This window comes from uncultured Roseobacter sp. (assembly GCF_947495025.1).
Classification (GTDB): domain Bacteria; phylum Pseudomonadota; class Alphaproteobacteria; order Rhodobacterales; family Rhodobacteraceae; genus Roseobacter.
Genome location: NZ_CANLXG010000001.1, coordinates 1,360,178 through 1,382,462, shown reverse-complemented (window position 1 = coordinate 1,382,462; position 22,285 = coordinate 1,360,178). Strand labels below are relative to the sequence as shown.

Here is a 22,285-nt window from a genome sequence, read left to right as displayed (position 1 = left end):
AGGTCTTCCCCATGTTAAATCGCCCCGTTCCCCGGGGCGTTGATTGGCCTCTATCCTGAGGCATGGAATGGCCGGCCCAGCGAGCCGGGTGCCGCGCTCTTATCTGCAGAAAGAATAACCAGCACGACAATGGTGATCAGATAGGGCGACATTGCCAGATATTCCACGGGGATGGCAACGCCTGCGCCCTGGAGATTCAGCTGCAATTGCGTGATTCCGCCAAAAAGATAGGCACCCAGAAGAACGCGCCAGGGCTTCCAGCTGGCAAATACCACCAGAGCGAGAGCAATCCAGCCGACGCCCGCCGTCATGCCTTCGGTCCATTGCGGCACGCGGATAAGACTTATGTAGGCGCCGCCGAGGCCAGCCAGCGCGCCGCCAAACATGATGGCCAGTGTCCGGATGCGCACAACCTTGTAGCCAAGCGCGTGCGCCGCGTCGTGGTTTTCGCCAACGGCGCGCAGCACGAGGCCCACGCGGGTATACCGCAGAACAGCCCAGACAATCGCAACCAGCAGCACGCCCACATAAAGAACCGGATCGTGGGAAAAGAGAATGGGTCCGACAACCGGAATGTCTGCAAGTGGCCCGAAATTCACATCACCCATACGGGGCGGTTTGATCCCGACATAGCCCTGACCCAGCAGCGAGGACAGCCCCAGTCCGAAGAGCGTGAGAGCAAGGCCCGAGGCGACCTGGTTGGCAAGGGTCACCTGAGTGAGCAGCACAAACAGCAGGCTGAGAAGCGCGCCACCGACGGCCGCTGCGACAAATCCGGTTGTCGGGGAACCGGTCTCGACTGCAATGGCAAAACCACAGATCGCACCGGTGATCATCATGCCCTCGACCCCAAGGTTCAGAACCCCGGCTTTTTCGACAATAAGCTCGCCGGTTGCAGCAAGGAGGATGGGTGTGGCCGCAGACATCAGCGCGGCAATCAGCAGGATCGGGTTGATTGCAGACAGGTCCATTACGCGGCCTCCGTCCGGCCAGTACGCAGCCGGTAATTGGTAAAGAGATCAAAGGCCAGCAGGAAGAACAGCAGCATCCCCTGGAACACCTGAATGGCGGCAGCGGGCAGGCCCAGCTGGCTCTGGGCAATGTCGCCGCCGATGTAGGTCAGCGCCATCAGCAACCCGGCCAGCACGATGCCTATGGGGTGCAGACGACCCAGAAATGCGACGATAATTGCGGTAAAACCATAGCCGGTGTTGAAATCGATCGTCACCTGTCCCGCAGGACCCGAGACCTCGAAAAGCCCGGCCAGCCCGGCCAGCATGCCCGATGTTCCAAGGCAGAACAGCACCAGACGTCCCGGGTTCACGCCCGAGAATTTTGCCGCGCGCGGGGCCTCGCCCGTGACGCGCACGGCAAAGCCCAGTCGGTGACGGGTCAGCAGCACATAGGCGAAAATAACCGCGATCATGGCCGCGACAACGCCCCAGTGCATGCCGGAACCGGCGATCAGTTCGGCGTTATGTGCCGAAGGATACTGCTGCAGATTACGGCTGCCCGGAAATCCGAAGCCTTCAGGGTTTTTCATCAGTCCCAGTGACATGGAGGCCAGAAACTGTTCGGCGACATAGACCAGCATCAGCGACACCAGAATTTCATTGGTGCCGAAACGCACTTTGAGAATGGCGGGAATCATCGCCCAGATCCAGCCGCCAAAGGCACCGGCCAGCACCATGCCGGGGAAGATCAGCGCACTGTCGGCGGGATAAAACGCCAGTCCGAAACCTGCGCCGAAAAGCGCTCCCATAATGTACTGGCCCTCGGCGCCGATGTTCCAGATGCCAGCGCGGAAGCCGAGGCTGAGACCGATGGCAATCAGTACCAGCGGCGCACCTTTGATCAGCAGTTGAGGACGGTAAAAAAACGAGAATTCACCAAAGAGCGGCTGCCAGAAGATTGTAAGAATGGACTGGACCGGATCTTTTCCCAGAGCCGCGAACAAAAGCCCGCCAAAAAAGAATGTTGCCAGTACCGCAAGGAGCGGAGCAGCCCAGGAAAAGGCGCGGCTGGGCTGCGGGCGTTTCTCGAGCCGGATCATACCGTATCCCCGCAGGCTCTGCGTCTGTGAAAAAGCCATTCAGACATGTGCGACCTCCATGCCGTGCGCGCCGCCCATCATCAGCCCGATCTGCTCGACACTCAGACCCTGTGCAGGCAGGGGTTCGGACAGGCGGCCTTCGTTCAGTGCGGCAAAGCGGTCGGAAATTTCCATAAGTTCATCAAGGTCCTGACTGATGACAATGACAGCTGCACCGCCGGTGGCGAGATCTAGCAGTGCCTGGCGGATGGCAGCGGCGGCCGAGGCATCGACACCCCAGGTCGGCTGATTGACCACCAGAACTTCGGGACGCTGCAGCACTTCTCGGCCGATCACGAACTTTTGCAGGTTGCCGCCTGAAAGTGACCGCGCCGCATTGCCGGGGCCGGGGGTGCGCACGTCGAAGGTTTCAATAATTTTTTCGGCAAAACTGCGCGCGGCTGGCCAGTTCAGAAAACCGTTTCGCACAAGCTGTTCGCGCGCGGCACCGGTCAGCATGGCGTTCTCCGTCAGCGTCATATTTGGCGCGGCTGCATGCCCAAGGCGCTCTTCGGGGGCCGCAAGAAGGCCCAGTTGCCGGCGCGCTTCGGGGCCCTTTGGGCCGATGTCAGAGCCTTTGAAGCTGATCATGCCGGCAGGCGAACGCATCTCACCGGACAGCGCAGCCAGCAGTTCATCCTGGCCGTTACCTGCCACGCCACCGATCCCGAGCACCTCGCCGCGGCGCAGGGTGAGTGTGATCTCTCTCAGAGGCATTCCGAAAGCCGACGGTGAGGCATGCGAAAGCTGTTCGATTTTGAGCACAGGTTCCCCCGGGGCAGTGCCTTCGCGCGAGGGTGTTGCCAGTACCTTGCCGACCATCATCTCCGCCATGTCCCGGGCCGTCGTTTCGCGCGGCACACAGGTACCCACGACTTTGCCCAGACGCAGAATTGTGGCGGCGTCACAAAGCGTGCGGATTTCTTCAAGCTTATGGGATATATAGAGAATTGCCGTACCTTCGGCGCTCAGTTTACGGAGGGTCTCAAAGAGGATTTCGACCTCCTGCGGTGTCAGAACCGAGGTCGGTTCGTCCATGATCAGCAGTTTGGGTTCCTGCAGCAGGCAGCGGATAATCTCGACGCGCTGGCGTTCCCCGGCGGACAGATCACCAACAACCCGGTCCGGTGACAACGGCAGCCCGTAGGTGTCAGAGACCCGCCGGATCTGCTCGGACAGCGCGCCCATAGCCGGTGCGTTTTCCATTCCCAGCGCAATGTTTTCTGCCACGGACAGGGCATCAAAGAGGGAAAAATGCTGAAAAACCATCCCGACACCTGCCGCACGGGCGGCACGCGGTTCCGGAGGGGAGAAATCGGTCCCGTTCATCTGCATTGCCCCCTGGTCGGGTTTCACGAGACCATAGATTATCTTGACCAGAGTTGATTTACCGGCGCCGTTCTCGCCCAGCAGCGCGTGGACCTCACCGGGGGCAATCGACAGAGAGACGTCATCATTGGCGACGACACCGGGATAGGCTTTGGTCAGCCCTGAAAGCGACAAAAGTGGTGTCATGCAGTGTGTTCCAGTCTGTTGTCTGCCACAGCACGTCGCCGCAGCAGTTCCGCTGCGGTCCCTGTGGCAATAGCATAGGGATGTTTACCAAGGGCAGGATCACCAATGGGGCAGGTTATCTGCGAAATTCTCCCGGCTGTGTGACCAAGAGCTGTGAGCCTTTTGCGGAATCGCGCCCATTTGGTCGCTGACCCGATCAGTCCTGCAAAACCGAAACCGCGGATCAGCAACTGGTGGCAGAGCTCCAGGTCCAGCGCATGTGAATAAGTCAGTATGAGGTGCTCGGCCTGGCTCGGTGCGTAGGGCGCAAGCGCTGCGGGGTTTTCTGCTGTCAGCATGCGGATGCTGTCGGACACACCGGCCGGAAAACGGTCCGCCGAAGTGTCAATCCAGGTCAGCGCGAAACCGGGTAGCGGATGCAGGACATCGACCATGGCACGGCCCACGTGGCCCGCGCCCCAGATCCAGATATCCCGCGTTGTCCGGGTGACGGGTTCGACCATCCAGTCCCCGATCAGCCGGGGGGACGGTCGGGTGCCGGAACTGCGCATGTCGCGCATAATCCTAGTTACTGCCATCGGCGGCTCGCCGGGTCCGCGTATGACAGCGTCGTCTTCGAGGACACTGACAGATTTGCTGTCCCAGACCTCGGTCAGCAGATCGACCGACCCACCGCAGCACTGCCCCATGTCTGGACCGAGAGCATGACGGCTGATCCCGGCAGCGCCGCCGCTCAGGGCCTGTCGCGCCGCAAGTGTTGCGGAGTGCTCCAGTGTGCCACCGCCAATTGTGCCAGCCTGCCCATCGGGCCAGACCAGCATTGCGGCGCCGACCTCGCGCGGAGCAGAGCCGCGCACCTGTGCAACCACAACACGCGCCACGCGACCATGCAGCGCGCAGGCGTCCTGCAACGCACTCAGATCAAAGGACATTATAGTGCTCCCCGTCTTTTGCAGACCGGATCGCTTTCAGCACAGTTTCGGCCGTTGCGGGTGTCTGCAGATCGCCATATCCCGGCCCGCATGCGCGTACCGCATCGGCGAGTGCCGACCAGGCCGAAATGCCCAGCATCAGAGGCGGCTCGCCGACGGCTTTTGAGCGATAGATGGTTTCTTCCCGGTTTGGAGCATCCCAGAGGCGCACATTGAAGATATCCGGACGATCCCCGGTTGCAGGGATCTTGTAGGTTGATGGCGCGTGGGTTCGCAGCCGGCCTGCATCGTCCCAGACCAGCTCTTCGGTGGTCAGCCAGCCGGCGCCCTGGACATATCCGCCTTCGATCTGGCCGATATCGATGTCCGGGTTCAGCGATGTGCCACAGTCGTGCAGTATATCGGCCCGGAGAATGCGGTTTTCGCCCGTCAGCGTATCGATCACAACTTCTGTGACAGCAGCGCCATAGGCGAAGTAGAAAAATGGCCGCCCCGTCCCGCGGATCCTGTCCCACGCAAGGCCGGGCGTTTTGTAAAATCCGGTAGAGGACAGACTGACGCGGGATTCATAGGCAAGTTTCGCCACGTCCGCAAAGCTGTAGCGCGTGACTCCGGCAATCACCGTGTCGTCTGAAAACTGCACATCCTGATCAGCGACGTCATGTTTCTGCGCGAGCAGCTCCGCCATCCGGCCTCTGATCGTCTCACAGGCCGCACGCACGGCCATCCCGTTCAGGTCGCTGCCGGACGATGCAGCAGTCGCTGATGTATTGGGTACCTTGGCCGTGTCGGTGGCAGTGATTTTCACTGCGTCCATGCTGATGCCGAACGTGCCCGCCGCGACCTGTGCGACCTTCTGGAACAGACCCTGACCCATCTCTGTGCCGCCGTGGTTCAGATGCACCGAGCCATCCTGGTAGACATGCACCAGAGCGCCGGCCTGATTAAGATGGGTCAGCGTGAAAGAGATACCGAATTTAACCGGCGTAAGCGCGATGCCCTTTTTCAGCACGGTATTCTGTGCGTTCCAGGCATCGGTTGCCGCGCGTCTGGTCGCGTAGTCGCTTGTCTCCAGCAGGTTATCGATCATTTCGGGCAGGATAAAACCGGTGACTGCCTGGCCGTATGGGGTGGTATTTCGCGCGCCGTCAGCACCGTAGAGATTTGCGCGCCGCACTTCCAGTGGGTCAAGGTCAAGATGTTCGGCGATATGGTCCATCACCCGTTCGATCCCGACCATCCCCTGCGGCCCGCCAAAGCCCCGAAACGCTGTCGCGCTCTGGGTATTGGTTTTCAGCCGGTGGCTGGTGATCCGAACGGCGGGCAGGAAATAGGCGTTATCTGCGTGCAGCATCGCGCGATCCGCCACCGGCAGCGACAGATCCTGGGCCCAGCCGCACCGGGCGTAATGCGTAAAATCAATTCCCAACAGGCGCCCCCGGGCGTCAAAACCTGCATCATACGTCACGCGGAAATCATGCCGTTTACCGGTAATGATCATGTCGTCGTCGCGGTCGTACCGCATTTTACAGGCTTTTCCGGTCGCGCGCGCGGCGATTGCACAGGCCACGGCGAGCGCGTTGCCCTGGCTTTCCTTGCCGCCGAACCCGCCCCCCATGCGGCGTGTTTCCACGCGGACACCATGCATCGGCACTCCGATTGCCTCGGCGACCTTGTGCTGGATTTCGGTGGGGTGCTGGGTGGAGCTGATAACCAACATATCACCGTTCTCCTGGGGGAGTGCGCAGGCGGCCTGGCCTTCAAGATAGAAATGTTCCTGCCCACCGATATCCAGAGAGCCGCTGAGCCGGTGCGGCGCCTGTTCCAGGGCAGCAGCAAGGGCGCCGCGTTCATAGACGCGCGGCCCGTCCTCAAACCGGCTGTCGCGTGCAAGCGCGTCCTCAATCGTGAGGATGCTTTCATGAGGGCTGATCGAAACCTCTGCCAGACGCGCGGCGTGCCGGGCGGCCAGATGCGAAGTTGCGATCACAAGGAAAAGAGGCTGACCGGCATAGTGCACAGCACCATCCGCAAGCAGCGGCTCGTCATGTGCAGAGGGCGACACGTCGTTGTCGAAGGGCAGGTCCTGCGCCGTCAGGACGGCAACCACACCCCTGGCGGCGCGTACCGCACTCAGGTCCATGCCATCGACGGTGCCAGAGGCTACGTCGCTTGTCCCGAACGCGAGGTGCAGCGTACCGGCGGGCAGGGGGATATCGTCGACGTAACGTGCCTGGCCAGTTACGTGCAGCCTGGCGGAATCATGGGGCAGAGGCCGGGAGACACTCATGGTCCGACCTCCTGCACTGTTACCAGGGTGGCGCCGGTGTCCTCGAGCCAGTACCGCCGGAGCATATTCTGCGCTGTTTCAAGACGGTAGCCCGCGCTGGCACGCATATCTGACAGGGGTGTAAAATCCTTTGCAAGTGCCTGCATTGCCGCCTCGACGCTGGCCTGCGTCCAATGCGCGCCGGTCAGCGCGGCCTCAGCGTTCAGGGCGCGGGCGGGTACGCCCGCCATGCCGCCGTAGGCAATACGAGCGGCGGTGACCCTGCCTTCTGTGACAGTGACCGAAATGCATCCGCACACGGCCGAGATATCCTGGTCAAAGCGCTTGGAGAGTTTGTAGCACTTTAGGCGATCAGACTGCCGCGGGATGCTTATGCTTTCCACGAACTCGCCCGGCGCACGGTCCTGTCGGCCATACTCCAGAAAAAAGGATTCAAGCGGCAGGCTGCGCCGGGTGTCACAACGACGCAGGTTCAGCACAGCGCCCAGAGCGATCAGTGCCGGTGGACCGTCCCCGATAGGCGAGCCGTTGGCGATATTGCCGCCGATCGTCGCCGCGTTGCGCACCTGTACCGACCCGTAGCGGCGGATCATGGCCGAGAAGGAGGGATGAAAGGGTTCCAGTGCTGCTTCCAGCAGGCTCAGACTGGTCATTGCGCCGATTGTGATGTCTGCGTCGCCGATGGTCACGCCGCGCAGGTCTGTGCATCGGTTCAGGAAAGCCACCGGCCCCAGGTCGCGGAAATCCTTGGTGACCCAGAGGCCGACGTCTGTTGCACCGGCGATCAGTGTGGCTTCCGGATTGTCAGAGTACCAGGCCGCGAGCGCGTCCGACCCGTCGGGCTGGATATGCTGCGCATCTGTGGGGACAGACGTGGCACGAACCGCATCGTCGCGCATATGCGCCGGCACCGGCTGGTCTTCGGCCGCTTCTGCCGCCCGGACAATGGGTGCGTAGCCTGTGCAGCGGCAGAGATTGCCGGCCAGCTGTGTGTCGTGGTCAGAAGCGCCGTTCAGATGAGACACGGCCATTGAAACGACAAACCCCGGTGTGCAGAAGCCGCATTGCGATCCGTGATGTCCAATCATTGCCTCCTGTACAGGATGCAGTGTGCCGTCCGGAGCGCTGATCCCCTCAATCGTGCGCACCGCGCAGCCGTTCAGCTGGGGCAGGAAAAGGATGCAGGCATTAAGGGATCTGGCACCTGTATCATCGGTCACCATGACCGTGCAGGCGCCGCAGTCGCCCTCATTGCACCCTTCCTTGGTGCCAGTCAGGCCGCGTTCCTCCCGCAACCAGTCCAGCAGTGTTCTGGTTGGCGCGACATCTGTCAGCGCCACTGTTTCTCCGTTCAGGCGAAACGTGATGTCCATTCAGTCAGATCCGCCGCGGTACCACGAGCCCCCGGGTGTGCCTGTCGTTCGATGCGGCGTAGAACGACGGGCGGGCAGTAACGTCGCCCAGGCTATCGGGCGTCGGTGGCGCTTGGCAAGGAAAAAGCTGTCGGGAAAACTGCGGGCACGGGCGGACTGTGAAAAATTCACCGTTCCGGTCCCGGCGGGCACTGGCGGCTTCCGTGGCTCTGGCATAGCCTGGGCATATGAACACTGAGCCCCGATTCATCCACCTGCGCACGCATTCCGAATATTCGCTGCTGGAGGGCGCGCTGCGGCTGAAAAAACTGCCCGGTCTCTGCCGGGATCAGAAAATGCCGGCGATGGCGCTGACCGACACAAACAACATGTTTTCCGCGCTGGAGTTCTCGGTAGCTATGTCCGGTGCCGGCGTGCAGCCGATCCTCGGGTGTCAGGTCGACGTGACCTACATCACCGCGCGCCCCGGTGACAGGCCCGCAGAGCCCGCACCGCTGGTTCTGCTGGCGCAGTCTGAGACCGGGTACGAAAATCTGATGCGGCTGAACACCTGCCTTTATGTGGACAAGGGCGGGCAGCTGCCACAGGTCACGCTGGACGAGCTGGAGAGCTTTGCGGCAGATGTGATCTGTCTGACGGGCGGCCCGGACGGGCCTGTGGGCCGCCTGTTGCAGGCAGGTCAGACGCCAGCTGCGCAGGCGCTTATGGACAGGCTCAGCGCTGTCTACGGTGACAGACTGTATGTCGAACTGCAGCGACACCCGGGCGAGGACGGTCAGCCTGAAGCCGAGCGCCTGACGGAGCGCGGCTTTGTCGAGATGGCATACGCGATGGACCTGCCGCTGGTCGCGACCAATGACGTCTATTTCCCCGATGCCGGGATGTACGAGGCACATGATGCGCTGATCTGCATCGCCGAAGGGGCCTATGTAGACCAGCAGGACGCGCGCCGGCGTCTGACCGCTCAGCACTACTTCAAAAGCCAGGCCGAGATGGTTGCGCTTTTCGCGGATCTGCCAGAGGCCATTGAAAACACGGTTGAAATCGCAAAGCGCTGTGCCTTTCAGGCATATCGACGTGATCCGATCCTGCCAAAGTTTGCCGACAACGAAATTGAGGAACTGCGTCGGCAGTCCCACGAAGGACTCAAAAACCGCCTGGCGGTCATCCCGCATGCGGTGAGTGTTGAGGAATACGAAAAACGTCTCGATTTCGAGCTGGGCATTATCGAGGGCATGGGGTTCCCGGGCTATTTCCTGATCGTTGCCGATTTCATCAAATGGGCCAAGGACGAGGACATTCCGGTGGGGCCTGGCCGGGGATCAGGCGCCGGGTCCCTTGTTGCCTATGCGCTGACCATCACGGATCTTGACCCGTTGCGGTATAACCTGCTGTTCGAACGGTTTCTGAATCCCGAACGGGTGTCGATGCCCGACTTTGATATCGACTTTTGCATGGACCGGCGCGAAGAGGTGATCCGGTATGTGCAGGACAAGTATGGTCGCGACAAGGTGGGACAGATCATCACCTTTGGTGCGCTTTTGTCAAAAGCCGCGGTGCGCGATATCGGGCGTGTGCTGCAGATGCCTTATGGCCAGGTGGATCGTTTGTCCAAAATGATCCCGGTTGAGGGGGTAAAGCCCGTCAGCATCGAAAAGGCGCTGGCAGACGAGCCGCGCCTGCGCGAAGAGGCGCGTAACGAGGAAGTCGTCGCACGCCTGCTGGAATACGGGCAACAGGTCGAGGGGTTGCTCAGGAACGCCTCGACCCACGCCGCCGGTGTGGTGATCGGTGACCGGCCGCTCGACCGTCTGGTGCCGCTCTATCAGGACCCGCGCTCGGACATGCCTGCGACCCAGTTCAACATGAAATGGGTCGAACAGGCCGGTCTGGTGAAATTCGACTTTCTGGGTCTGAAAACCCTGACCGTCATCCAGAACGCGGTGGACCAGATCAAAGCATCCGGGCGGCACCTGCACATCACTGCCGACGGTACGGAACTGTTTGAGCCGCCCGAAGGCCTGATCGACGACATCGCCACCATCCCGCTGGATGACGAAGCGTCCTACAAACTTTATGCCAGCGCGAAAACAGTTGCGGTTTTCCAGGTGGAGAGCTCGGGCATGATGGATGCCCTGAAGCGGATGAAACCCACCTGTATCGAGGATATCGTGGCGCTTGTGGCGCTCTACCGGCCCGGGCCTATGGAGAACATTCCGACCTATTGTGAGGTCAAGAACGGCCAGCGCGAGCTGGAATCCATTCACCCGCTGATCGATGGTATTCTTGAGGAAACACAAGGTATTATCGTCTATCAGGAGCAGGTGATGCAGATCGCCCAGGTCATGGCGGGTTACAGCCTTGGGGGTGCTGACCTGCTCCGCCGCGCGATGGGCAAGAAGATCGCCGAGGAAATGGCCAAGGAACGTCCCAAGTTCGAAAAGGGCGCGATGGAAAACGGGGTCGACAAGAAAAAGGCGACCGAAGTTTTCGACCTGCTGGAGAAATTCGCCAACTACGGCTTCAACAAATCCCATGCCGCTGCCTATGCGGTGGTCAGCTATCAGACCGCCTGGCTCAAGGCCAATCACCCGGTGGAATTCATGGCAGGGGTGATGAACTGCGATATCCATCTGACCGACAAGCTGGCGGTCTATTTTGAAGAGGTGCGCAAGCAGCTGGAACTGCCCTGGGTGCCGCCCTGCGTGAACCGGTCGGATGCGACGTTCAAAGTGGTTGATGGTGCGCTGGTCTATGCGCTGGGCGCGCTGAAAAACGTCGGTATCGAGGCCATGAAACTGGTCACGGAGGGTCGTGGAGACAAACCCTTTTCCACGCTGTTTGATCTGGCGCGCAGGGTGGATCTGAAACGGGTGGGCAAGCGGCCTCTCGAGATGCTGGCGCGTTCGGGCGCGTTTGATCAGCTGGACAGCAACCGGCGTCGTGTCTTTGACGCGCTGGATGCACTGGTAAGTTACTCGGCCGCCATCCACGAGCAAAGGGCATCGGACCAGGTGTCGCTCTTTGGCGAGGCGGGAGATGACCTGCCCGAACCGCGCCTGCATCCGGTTGACGACTGGCTGCCCGCCGAACGGCTGAGCGAGGAATTCCGTGCCGTCGGGTTCTACCTGTCGGGTCATCCACTGGACGACTATATGGGGCCGCTGAAACGCAAATTCGCCAGCGACCGTGGCGCGCCTTTCCTCACGCTTGACGAACTGACGGACAAGGTCCGCGAACGCGGCGCGATGAATGCCAAGCTCGCCGGGATTGTCGCCGGCCGGCAGGAACGGAAATCTGCCAAAGGCAACAGATTTGCCTTTGCTCAGCTGTCGGATCCGACCGGTGCATACGAAGTCACACTTTTCTCTGACACGCTGGAAGCTGCGCGGTCGTATCTCGAGACCGGCTCACAGGTCATCGTGGCGGTCGAGGCCACGATGGAGGCAGATCAGCTCAAACTGCTTGGTCGCTCTGTGGGTCCGGCAGAGGCGGCGGTGGCTGACGCAGGTGGTATGGGGTTGCGTGTTTTTGTCGAGGACCCGGGCGCAGTCAGCGCTGTTGCCAGCGTGTTGCAGGGTGCTGCAAAAGCGGCGCGCAACGCCGGACGCGGTCCCGTTCATTTGTGTCTGATGCACCCTGATCTGCCCGGAGAGGTCGAGGTCGCCCTCGGCCAGGATTTTGCCGTCAATCCACAGATCAAAGGCGCGATCAAATCACTGAACGGCGTGCTGGAAGTCGAGGATATGTAATGGTTTCTGCCGTGCCGGTCTGAATCCGGCGAACAGATCAGTAATGCGGCGGCCGCTCATCGCCCACGACGATCCCGCCCGTTGACTGCGCTTCGCGTTCGCCTTCGCGCTGCATCAGCATGTGCACCCGGCGGGTGAGCGTTGCGATTTCCGTTTCCTGACGTGCGACCACCTCTGACAACTCGTCAACGGTGCGTGTCAGATGGGCAATCTGTTCTTCGAGTTTCAGGGTCATGCGTTGCTCTCCTGATGGCTCCACTAGCATGGGCGGAACGGAGCCGGAAGAGGGCGTACCCCATGCCTTGTCTCGCGCAGCACCATCCGGTAGACCGCGCGCGACACCTGGCACAAAGGGAATCCCATGGCCAAGCCCAAGAAAACCCCGCGCCCCAGGGCCGAGACGCCCAAAGGCTTTCGTGATTATTTCGGCGCTGAGGTCACCCAGCGCGCGGAAATGCTGCGTAAAATTGCGGGTGTGTACCATCGGTACGGGTTTGACGCGCTGGAAAGCTCGGGCGTGGAAACGGTCGAGGCGCTGGGCAAATTCCTACCCGATGTGGACCGCCCGAACGAAGGGGTTTTTGCCTGGCAGGAGGATGCCGAGGCGGACAAACCGGGCGACTGGCTGGCGCTGCGCTATGACCTGACGGCCCCGCTGGCACGCGTCTATGCCCAGCACCGCAATGACCTGCCCACGCCCTACCGCCGTTATGCAATGGGCCCGGTCTGGCGCAATGAAAAGCCGGGGCCCGGTCGCTTTCGTCAGTTTTATCAGTGTGATGCGGATACGGTGGGTGCACCGTCGGTGGCCGCCGATGCCGAGATCTGCGCGATGCTGGCCGACTGTCTCGAAGAAGTCGGCATCCCGCGCGGCGACTATGTGATCCGGGTGAACAACCGCAAGGTGCTGAACGGCGTGCTTGAAGTGGCGGGCCTGGCAGGCGACGACAAAGAACGCGAGCGCGGCATCGTGCTGCGCGCCATAGACAAGCTGGACCGCCTTGGACCAGACGGCGTGCGCGCTCTGCTGGGTGAGGGCCGCAAGGACGAAAGTGGGGACTTTACGGACGGGGCGGGCCTTGGTGATGCGCAGGCAGACGTGGTCATGGGTTTCATGGACGCGAAACGCACAACGGGTGCTGAAACCGTCGCCCGGTTGCGTGAGCTGGTCGAAGGTTCGGCCATCGGTGCAGAAGGCGTGAGTGAGCTGGAAACAATCGCTGGACTGCTGGCGGCTGGTGACTACGGTTCGGACCGGATCGAGATTGATCCTTCTGTCGTTCGCGGTCTCGGGTACTACACCGGGCCTGTCTACGAGGCGGAGCTGACTTTTGACATTCAGGACGAAAAGGGGCGTACGCGTAACTTTGGGTCTGTGGCCGGTGGCGGGCGTTATGATGATCTGGTCAAGCGGTTCACCGGCCAGGCCGTGCCGGCGACGGGTGTGTCGATCGGGGTCGACCGCCTGCTGGCGGCGCTGCATGCCAAAGGCCGGATGCAGTGCGACACCGCAGGCCCCGTGGTCGTGACAGTGATGGACCGCGACCGCATGGCGGACTATCAGGCGATGGTGGCAGAGCTGCGCCAGGCGGGCATCCGGGCAGAGGTCTATCTGGGCAACCCCAAGAACTTCGGCAACCAGCTGAAATACGCAGACCGGCGCGCGAGCCCGGCGGCGGTGATCGAGGGCGGCGACGAGAAAGACCGCGGTGTCATCCAGATCAAGGACCTGATCCTGGGCGCAAAGATTGCTGAAAGTGCGACGCTGGAGGAATGGAAAGACCGCCCCAGCCAGTTCGAGGTGCCGCGCGACCAGCTGGTGACGAAAGTGCGCGACATTCTGAACACGCACGGTCTGGACGAGGGCGCAAAATGACATCGCGGCGCGAGACCCTGGCGCTGGCCGCAGAGCTGCGCGCCGGGTTCGAGGAGGCTGGCGCGGTCACGGTGGAGACGCCGGTTCTGCAGCCTGCCGACATTCTGCTGGACCTTTACGGCGAGGAAATCCGGGCGCGCGCCTATGTGACCTCGGATGCGTTGCGGGGTGAGCAGATGTTGCGCCCTGATTTCACGGTGCCTGTAGTGCAGATGCATATGGCTGACGGAGCCGAGCCTGCGCGCTATACCTATTCAGGAGAGGTATTCCGCCGACAGGAGCACGATACTGACCGCGCAAATGAATATATCCAGGTCGGTTATGAAGTCTTTGACCGCAGCGACCCGGCTGCGGCGGATGCAGAGGTTTTCGCACTGATTGCCAAAGCTTTGTCTGCACTGGATCTGCGTGCTGCCACAGGCGACATCGGTCTGCTGACCGCGGCGGTGCGGGGTCTGGAGACGACTGAGGCGCGCAAGTCGGCGCTGTTGCGGCATATCTGGCGGCCGCGCCGCTTCCGCGGTCTGCTGGACCGTTTTTCCGGCAGGATCAGCGTGAATCGCGAGCGCGCTGCGCTGGTTGCAGGCAACACGCCGCCATGTGATGCGCCACTGACCGGACGCCGCACACAGCAGGAGATCGAGACACGTATTGCGGCCCTGCGCGCGGACGCAGCAACCGCGCCGATCAGTGCTGAGGAAGTCGGTCTGCTGGACGCATTGCTGAACGTACGCGAAACACTTCCCTTTGCCCTCGAAAACCTGCGCGATCTTGCTGTTGACCTGCCGTCGGTAACGGATGCAGTCGCCGGACTGGAGGCGCGCGCCGAAGCACTGGACAAACGTGGTGTGGATCTGAGCGCTCTGCCCTTTGAGACGAGCTTTGGAAGAACATCCATGGAGTACTACGACGGGTTTGTCTTTGGGTTCTACAGTGCCCGCAGGCCCGACCTTCCGGCGATTGCCTCTGGCGGGCGGTACGATGCACTGACCCGCCGGCTGGGAGCCGGCGCGGAAATTCCCGCAGTCGGCGGGGTGCTGCGCCCGGGGCTTATGCTGGAACTCGGGGGGACGTCATGACTGTGCGGCTGGGTGTACCCTCCAAGGGGCGGCTGATGGAAAAGACCTTTGACTGGTTCGCGGCACGTGGCGTGACCCTGTCGCGCAGCGGTTCGGACCGCGAATACGCAGGGATGGTTGAAGGGATCGAAGGCGTATCGCTGGTGCTGCTTTCTGCGGGTGAAATTCCACGCGAACTGGCTGCAGGGCGCATCCATTTTGGCGTGACAGGCACCGACCTTATTCAGGAAAAACTGCCGCTGTGGGAGCATCAGGTAGCGCCTGTGAGGGAACTTGGATTTGGTTTTGCCGATCTGGTCCTGGCCGTCCCGAAAGCCTGGGTCGACGTCGATACGCTTGATGATCTGGATGCCGTTGCCGCGGCGTTCCGCGAACGACACGGCATGCGCCTGCGGATCGCGACCAAGTATCACAGGCTGGTACGCGAGCATCTGCGGCACGGTGGTGTTGCGGATTATGCGCTGGTCGACAGCCAGGGCGCAACTGAAGGAACGGTTGCCAATGAGACTGCCGAAGCCATTGCGGACATAACGTCGAGCGGCGAAACGCTGCGCGCCAATCACCTGAAAATTCTGAGTGATGGACCTGTTCTGCGCAGCCAGGCCACGCTCTGGCGGAGCAGAACGGCCAATGCGTCAGATACAGACCGCCGGGTCATTGCAGGACTGCTTGAGAAACTTGAAACCTGAGAAAACCAACGGGTCACAGGTCAAAAAGCACCGCAACCGGGCGTGAGCGGTTCTGAGATGTGCCAGCCTGGCCGCAGTGCCGGCTTTTTCAGTTGCGGTCATCACGCGCGCCGCTGCGCGACTGCTCAGAGAACGCCGATTTCGGCCAGTGCACGGTTGAGTTCTACGGGCAGGGGATCCTCACTGGCGCGACCTTCCGGCAGGTCAGGCGGCGCGTCGGCAGGCACGAGGTACCGCCAGCCCTGAAAAGGTCGGCGCAGGCTGGTCTGCGTTCGGATCAGTTCGGGCTGCAGAACAATGGCGCAACGCCGAATTCCGTCCTGTCCGATATATTCGTCCAGCCGGTCAATCTGCTGGCGGCACTGAATAACCCCTTTGATAACCCAGTAGATTGACCCGCCATTGAGAATCTCGGCCTCGCGCCGGGGCCACATCCGGGTAACGTGACGGGGAAGCCCATCGGGAGCCTGCGCGCGTTTCGTGGCCTGCCAGGCGGCAAGACCCTCCACATTTTCCGTCCCGACGGAAAGTTTGATCAGATGAACAGATTTATCCACAGCTTACCCACGGTGTTACGCACAGAATCCCTTAGTCAGCACTATATACGGTAATGCTGTCGGGGTCTGCTTCAAGTTCTTGTGGCAAATGCAGAGAATCCAGGTTATTTTCCGGTTCCTCTTTTCATTCCGGAGACATGCACCGATGACCCGCTTTGCCGCCCCAATTGCTGAACAGATCTGGGACATGAAGTATCGTTTCAAGGAAGCAGACGGCACGCCCAGGGACGCAACCGTCGAAGATACCTGGCGGCGTATCGCCCGCGATCTTGCAAGCGTCGAAAAAGAACCTGCGCTGTGGGAAGATCGCTTCTACGCGGCGCTGGAGGACTTTAAATACCTGCCTGCAGGCCGGATTACCGCGGGGGCGGGCACGGCGCGGTCAGTGACGCTGTTCAACTGCTTTGTCATGGGCACAGTCCCCGACAGCATGGGCGGTATTTTCGACATGCTCAAAGAGGCGGCGCTGACCATGCAGCAAGGCGGCGGCATCGGGTATGACTTTTCCACGATCCGGCCCCGGGGTGCTGATGTGCGCGGTGTGGCGGCGGATGCCTCTGGCCCGCTCTCCTTTATGGACGTCTGGGATGCCATGTGCCGCACGATTATGTCGGCGGGGTCCCGTCGCGGTGCGATGATGGCCACGATGCGGTGTGATCACCCGGACGTCGAGGACTTCATCGCCGCGAAATCCGACCCGGCGCGGCTGCGTATGTTCAACATGTCAGTACTGATTACGGATCCTTTCATGGAGGCCGTCAAAGCCGACGGTCCGTGGGATCTGGTTTTCGACGGCAGGGTTTACCGCACGCTGCAGGCGCGGGACCTGTGGAACAGGATTATGCAGGCGACGTACGATTATGCAGAGCCGGGGGTAATCTTTATCGACCGGATCAATGCGGCCAACAATCTGAGCTACTGCGAAACAATTGCTGCGACAAACCCCTGTGGCGAGCAGCCGCTGCCGCCATATGGCGCCTGCCTGCTGGGCTCGGTGAACCTTGCGCGGCTGGTTACGGATGCCTTTGAAGAGGGCGCGGCTCTTGATGAGGCAGCGCTCGGAGATCTGGTGGCTGTGGCTGTGCGCATGATGGATAATGTCGTTGACGCCTCAAGGTTCCCGCTGGAGGCCCAGGCGCGGGAGGCGCAGGCGAAGCGGCGCATCGGCCTCGGCGTGACCGGGCTGGCGGATGCGCTGCTGATGGTCGGGCTGCGGTACGGATCAGACGAGGCGGCGCGTCAGACCGGGCGCTGGTTGCGCCTGATCGCCCGCGCCGCGTACCTGGCGTCGGTGCAGCTGTCGAAGGAGAAGGGTGCCTTTCCGCTGTTTGACGCAGAAGGATACCTGGCCTCTGGTACGATGCAGATGATGGACGAGGATGTGCGCGAGGCCGTGCGCGAACATGGTATCCGCAACGCGCTGCTGACATCCATCGCGCCCACCGGGACCATCAGCCTTTATGCGGGCAACGTCTCTTCGGGGATCGAGCCTGTGTTTGCCTATGCCTACACACGCAAGGTGCTGCAGAAGGACGGCTCGCGCACCGAAGAGGAAGTGGTGGATTACGCGGTGCAGATGTGGCGCGAGAAATTCGGTGATGTCGAATTGCCGGAATATTTTGTGAACGCACAGACTCTCGCACCCGAAGATCATGTGAAGATGCAGGCGGCGGCCCAGAAATGGGTGGATTCGTCGATTTCCAAGACGATCAACTGTCCGGAAGACATCAGCTTTGATGCCTTCAAGGACGTCTACATGCAGGCCTGGGATACAGGCTGCAAAGGCTGCACGACATACCGGCCGAATGCGGTGACGGGGTCTGTACTGAGTGTGTCGGAGGAGAAGAAGCCGATTCTTGAAACCGCAGCAGAACGGCTGAAATGGGCTCAAGAAAATGCCGGCTTTGACACTCAGAAAACTGCCGCAGACAAACTTGGTGTTGCCAGAAGTCGGTACGCGAATTGGACGACGGGAATGCAAGATCTTTCCAAAGAAGGAGCAAAACTAGCAGCTGAGCACTTCGGTGTATCTGCCGGCTGGCTCCTGTTTGGTGATGCCGAAACCGCCCCCGAAGTCATCACCACCTCAGACGCAGAGCCTCAGCAACCCCATGGCGACGTCATTTACATGTCTGAGCCGCTCGACCGGCCAAGCGAGCTCGAGGGCAATACCTATAAAGTCAAATGGCCCGACAGTGAGCATGCGCTCTACATCACCGTGAATGACATCGTGCTGAACGGGCACCGCAGGCCGTTTGAGGTATTCATCAACTCCAAGAACATGGAGCATTTTGCCTGGACCGTTGCGCTCACAAGGATGATCTCTGCGGTGTTCCGTCGGGGCGGCGATGTTTCTTTTGTGGTTGAGGAGCTCAAGGCGGTCTTTGACCCCCGCGGTGGCGCCTGGATGCAGGGCAAATACATTCCTTCTATCCTCGCGGCTATCGGTGGCGTGATCGAGCAGCATATGATTGCGACAGGGTTTATCGCGGGCGAGGGCATGGGCCTCAAGAGCGATCCGCAGGCTCAGGTCGTTGGTCTGGAAAACCAGCGCGGTCAGGCCTGCAGCAGTTGTGGTCAGTATGATCTGCGGATGGTCGAAGGCTGTATGACCTGCGGCTCGTGTGGATATTCAAAATGCGGCTGATCTGAGGTTTTACTGTTCTGCTGTCCCGACGGGCAATTCAGTGCCATTTCGGCTGAATTGCCTGCCACTTGCCCAGTCTATTTTTGCCTTCAGCCGTTAACCTTTTGATTTCTTTGGAAATGAGGGGCGGGTGTTCTTGCCGGGGCAGCCCATCCCCGCTTCAGGTGGCGCAAAATGCGCGATCTTGATCCAGCACAAGATTTGTTCCTCAAATGTTCCCGAGGTTCCGGAACCTTCCATGATCAACAGCCCTGCCGCCAACGGCATGGGCTCACCGTGCGGCTGAGTTGCCGCGCCATGAGAGGACTCCGCCATGACCCGTTCAACGACTACGATAGAGTTTCACGACCTTACCTTCCTGGATAATATCCCGAACGTCCGTGATGTTGAGGAAAGGTTGAAGAAGTCCCTTCGCCGTGTGCGGCATGTGAAGCAGGAGGAGGACCTTGAAGCAGGCCGGGTCAAGAAAGGTGACCTGGTCAGCATCTATGATCTGATCGATGACGATGACAGAAAGCGCATTAAGTGCCGGGCGAGGCGGTATCTGGAGCGTGTGCGTTCCTCAATCGGTATGTACCACCTGAGTGAGGAAAACCGCGCCCGCCTGACACCGCTCCGGGGTGGCTTGCCAGTTGCCAAAGTGTCCACCGAACACGAGGCCGACGAGATCGCCGCCGCCTTGCACGCCGAGATGCCATGGATGGCACCCGCGACAGAAGAAGTCTGGCATGGCCTGCGGGCCTCTGCTCGCGAAAGGTTGCCCGGGGTGCGATTCAAGCCGCTCGTGCTTGTGGGACCACCTGGCATCGGTAAAAGCCACTGGGCGCGGCGTCTCGCGCATCACCTTGCGGTTCCGACGACGATGATCGAGGCCACAGGAGAGCCCGCGACGTTCTCTCTTGTGGGCGTCCAGAAGGGCTGGGGCAGTGCCTCTGCTGGCAAGCTGATGCAGACAGTTCTACGCGAGCGGCACGGTGGACCTCTGGTCATCATCGATGAGGTTGAGAAGTCTGGTGAGATGCGGTCGGAGAAGGGCACGCGTCATACGTTGACCGACGCGCTCCTCCCGCTCCTTGAGCGCATGACGGCTGCGACATGGGAATGCCCGTTCTTCCAGATCAAGTTCGACATGTCATGGGTCAATTGGGTGATGACGGCGAACAGCCGGACTGGCTTGCCGGAGCCGTTGCAAAGCCGATGCGTGGTGCTGGATTTGCCCGACCTGACGACTTCTCAGTTGAGGGACTTTGCCGTGACCGAAGGGACGCGTCGCGGTCTGCCTGACCCGGCCGTTGCGGCCTTGGTCGATATCTTCGACCGTGGAGCCATCTCGAACGCCCGCTTCAGCCTGCGAACGGTCAGTCGCATGCTGGATCGGGCCGAGATCCTCGCGCGCCGACCGATGCTCAATTGAGGTGGTGATATGTCCAACGAACAGACGCGACCCAAAAGCCGCCCACGTGCGCTCTTCCTGGATCTGACCTCACCGTCCCTGTCGTCCTATGCGGTGCCCAAGAACACTGGGCCGATCATACGTGACCAAGATCCTGGAAGCTTCGAAGATGCGTTGTGCCGTTCTGCAGTTGAAACGGGGCTGCCCATCGTCGCGCTTCGGCAGCCTGTCAATCAAGCACCACAGGCTCTGGCGGACGCCTCGGAGGCGCAAGTCATTCTGACAGAACCTGGACAGGAGATCGAAGCTTATGACGCGCTTCAGGCCCGCGCTGGCCTTCAAGCCGGGGACGTGCTGCTCATCTCGGATGCGCACCAATCTGCTCTTGCGACTGCGGGGGGCCAACATTGCTCGTTGGGCAATGCACTCCCGGTCCTGCGTCACCTTTCGATCACGGCTCGCACCGCAGCATTTGCGAGGGCCGACGGCACAGCAGAACAACTTGCCCATACAGTCCTTTTGCCCCTGGATCTCGAACTTGGTTCAATGGAAGACCCGCACGCCTTGCTGACGCATGGTCGGCTGATCTTCGATACAGTTTTGCTTTTGAAAGAGTTTGTGCCGACAGAAGGTTTCAAGGCGAAGGCGCTGGAGAAGCTGATCGCCGACTACGCACCGATCGTCTACGCCCTGGGGGAGGACAATGATCCTGCACACGTGGTCTTGTCGGACGTATTGGGGCGCTTGCACCAAGCCGGTGCGAGGCAGATCGTGATGGTGTCCGCAACTGGCGAGACCAGGAACACAAAGGGCGACCTCCAGAGGCTGATCGAGGCCCATGGGTTTGAATGCCACATCTGTGCGTGGAACAGCTTACCTCAGTGATCTCCGGGGTGATGCAAGGACAGCGTCTGTCCGCCGTACTCCTTCCGCGTTGCCGAAGTATCTCTCTGCTGCACCAAGCTGAAATTCAAAGCAGTCTGTGAGGTGCCCTTCAGACCATGATAGGATGCGACCGATCCATCCTGCGTATTGGGCCAACGATTGAATTCCCAACATCAACCCAACTTGTTTTGACGGAGAATGGGTAGGTCTCTCACTTACCCGGCGACATGTGAACAAACTTGCAACTTCGGTGGTATTAGAAGATTGTGCGCACGTGCGGCTTGGTTGCTGTTTGCGATCATAGCACCGTCGTCGTCTCCGGGATGTACGCTTCCACGATCGGAAATCACCTCTCATCGGGGATGCAGTATTTCCGATCTCGTGCTATCTCTCTGAGATATTGATGTTTTTTGACCCATGGAGACTGTTTTGTCAGAGATTGAATGGACTGACACAACTTGGAACCCAGTTGCAGGGTGTACAGCGGCGTCTAGCGGATGCACGAACTGTTATGCGATGCATATGGCTCTTCGGTTGGAAGCAATGGGGACGGAGAAATATCAAGGGCTAGCGAGGCGCTCGGGCAGGAGAACCGTTTGGACAGGTGCCATAAATCTGGATGAAAAATCTTTGGAGGCCCCGCTGAAATGGCGAAAGCCTAGGAAAATTTTTGTCAATTCCATGAGTGATCTCTTTCATGAAAGAGTGCCATTCGATTTCGTTGAAAGAGTTTGGTATACAATGGAGAAAACGCCACACCATCAGTATCAAATTTTGACAAAAAGACCTGAGCGCATGCTTGAGTTTACGAGAAACCATCTCGATGCGGTGCTTCCAAATGTTTGGTTAGGAACCAGTGTTGAAAGCGCTGAAACAGTTGCAAGAATCGATGCCCTTTCGATCACTCCAGCAATAATCCGTTTTATTTCCTTTGAGCCGTTGATTGCGCCGGTTGGAGAGGTCGATCTACGCAATATCCATTGGGCTATTGTTGGTGGAGAGAGTGGATCGCAAGCGCGACCCATCAAAGAGGAGTGGATTGATGAAATTCATTCATTGTGCCAACGTTATGGAACTGCGTTTTTCTTCAAGCAGTGGGGAACGTGGGGAAAAGATAACAAGAAACGTTCTAAAAAAGCGAACGGGAGGTTGTTTCGGGGAAAGGTTTGGGAAGAAATGCCGAAAATTTTGGTGTCTCCATAGGG

At 60.2% G+C, this 22,285-nt stretch carries 16 protein-coding genes; 8 read left to right on the top strand and 8 right to left on the bottom strand.

The genetic code is table 11. The annotated features are described in order from the left end of the window. Nucleotides 1–50: 50 nt before the first annotated feature. Genes Q0792_RS06590 through xdhA form a run of 6 tightly spaced genes read right to left on the bottom strand, consistent with a single transcriptional unit; the run spans nt 51 to nt 8,202 of the window. Complete coding sequence (locus Q0792_RS06590) at nt 51–971, bottom strand: ABC transporter permease (RefSeq protein ID WP_298837778.1); 921 nt, start codon at nt 969–971, stop codon at nt 51–53. Beyond that, nucleotides 971–2,053, bottom strand: a complete 1,083-nt coding sequence (locus Q0792_RS06585; RefSeq protein WP_298838654.1) for an ABC transporter permease — start codon at nt 2,051–2,053, stop codon at nt 971–973. Before Q0792_RS06585 ends, Q0792_RS06590 begins: the two co-directional genes overlap by 1 nt. Nucleotides 2,054–2,092: 39 nt before the next feature. Further along, on the bottom strand, nt 2,093–3,607 hold the full coding sequence (locus Q0792_RS06580) for an ABC transporter ATP-binding protein (RefSeq protein WP_298837775.1): 1,515 nt from the start codon (nt 3,605–3,607) through the stop codon (nt 2,093–2,095). After that, a complete protein-coding gene (xdhC, locus tag Q0792_RS06575; RefSeq protein ID WP_298837772.1) occupies nt 3,604–4,539 on the bottom strand; it encodes a xanthine dehydrogenase accessory protein XdhC in 936 nt (311 codons plus the stop codon). The genes Q0792_RS06580 and xdhC overlap by 4 nt, the downstream gene beginning before the upstream one ends. After that, nucleotides 4,529–6,829, bottom strand: a complete 2,301-nt coding sequence (xdhB, locus tag Q0792_RS06570) for a xanthine dehydrogenase molybdopterin binding subunit (RefSeq protein WP_298837769.1) — start codon at nt 6,827–6,829, stop codon at nt 4,529–4,531. The genes xdhC and xdhB overlap by 11 nt, the downstream gene beginning before the upstream one ends. After that, nucleotides 6,826–8,202 (bottom strand): xanthine dehydrogenase small subunit, encoded by a 1,377-nt coding sequence (xdhA, locus tag Q0792_RS06565; protein WP_298837767.1) that lies wholly within the window; start codon nt 8,200–8,202, stop codon nt 6,826–6,828. The genes xdhB and xdhA overlap by 4 nt, the downstream gene beginning before the upstream one ends. Before the next feature lie 227 nt (nt 8,203–8,429). Here xdhA and dnaE point away from each other — a divergent pair, with 227 nt between their 5' ends. Then, nucleotides 8,430–11,954: a DNA polymerase III subunit alpha gene (gene dnaE, locus Q0792_RS06560; protein WP_298837764.1), complete on the top strand. Its 3,525-nt coding sequence runs from the start codon at nt 8,430–8,432 to the stop codon at nt 11,952–11,954. Between the two features lie 37 nt (nt 11,955–11,991). On the opposite strand, the gene Q0792_RS06555 is transcribed toward dnaE, so the two are convergent. Beyond that, the gene (locus Q0792_RS06555; RefSeq protein ID WP_298837761.1) at nt 11,992–12,189 is read right to left on the bottom strand and encodes a SlyX family protein; all 198 of its coding nucleotides are present in this window, start codon (nt 12,187–12,189) and stop codon (nt 11,992–11,994) included. 126 nt (nt 12,190–12,315) lie between these two features. Here Q0792_RS06555 and hisS point away from each other — a divergent pair, with 126 nt between their 5' ends. From hisS to hisG, 3 genes are read left to right on the top strand one after another with little or no spacing between them, the layout of a single operon-like run. After that, nucleotides 12,316–13,830, top strand: coding sequence for a histidine--tRNA ligase (gene hisS, locus Q0792_RS06550; protein ID WP_298837758.1), 1,515 nt, complete (start codon nt 12,316–12,318; stop codon nt 13,828–13,830). Next, nucleotides 13,827–14,909: an ATP phosphoribosyltransferase regulatory subunit gene (locus Q0792_RS06545; protein WP_298837756.1), complete on the top strand. Its 1,083-nt coding sequence runs from the start codon at nt 13,827–13,829 to the stop codon at nt 14,907–14,909. Before hisS ends, Q0792_RS06545 begins: the two co-directional genes overlap by 4 nt. Continuing rightward, complete coding sequence (hisG, locus tag Q0792_RS06540) at nt 14,906–15,598, top strand: ATP phosphoribosyltransferase (protein WP_298837753.1); 693 nt, start codon at nt 14,906–14,908, stop codon at nt 15,596–15,598. The genes Q0792_RS06545 and hisG overlap by 4 nt, the downstream gene beginning before the upstream one ends. Before the next feature lie 125 nt (nt 15,599–15,723). Here hisG and Q0792_RS06535 read toward each other — a convergent pair whose 3' ends face one another. Then, nucleotides 15,724–16,155, bottom strand: coding sequence for a DUF1489 domain-containing protein (locus tag Q0792_RS06535; protein ID WP_298837750.1), 432 nt, complete (start codon nt 16,153–16,155; stop codon nt 15,724–15,726). Between the two features lie 145 nt (nt 16,156–16,300). Here Q0792_RS06535 and Q0792_RS06530 point away from each other — a divergent pair, with 145 nt between their 5' ends. From Q0792_RS06530 to Q0792_RS06515, 4 genes are all read left to right on the top strand, one after another. Next, nucleotides 16,301–18,802, top strand: coding sequence for an adenosylcobalamin-dependent ribonucleoside-diphosphate reductase (locus tag Q0792_RS06530; protein ID WP_298837748.1), 2,502 nt, complete (start codon nt 16,301–16,303; stop codon nt 18,800–18,802). A 313-nt stretch (nt 18,803–19,115) separates the two neighbouring features. Further along, a complete protein-coding gene (locus tag Q0792_RS06525; RefSeq protein ID WP_298837746.1) occupies nt 19,116–20,216 on the top strand; it encodes an AAA family ATPase in 1,101 nt (366 codons plus the stop codon). Nucleotides 20,217–20,225: 9 nt separating this feature from the next. Beyond that, nucleotides 20,226–21,080: a hypothetical protein gene (locus tag Q0792_RS06520; protein WP_298837744.1), complete on the top strand. Its 855-nt coding sequence runs from the start codon at nt 20,226–20,228 to the stop codon at nt 21,078–21,080. A gap of 429 nt (nt 21,081–21,509) precedes the next feature. Then, nucleotides 21,510–22,283, top strand: a complete 774-nt coding sequence (locus Q0792_RS06515; protein ID WP_298837742.1) for a phage Gp37/Gp68 family protein — start codon at nt 21,510–21,512, stop codon at nt 22,281–22,283. The last annotated feature ends 2 nt before the right edge of the window (nt 22,284–22,285 follow it).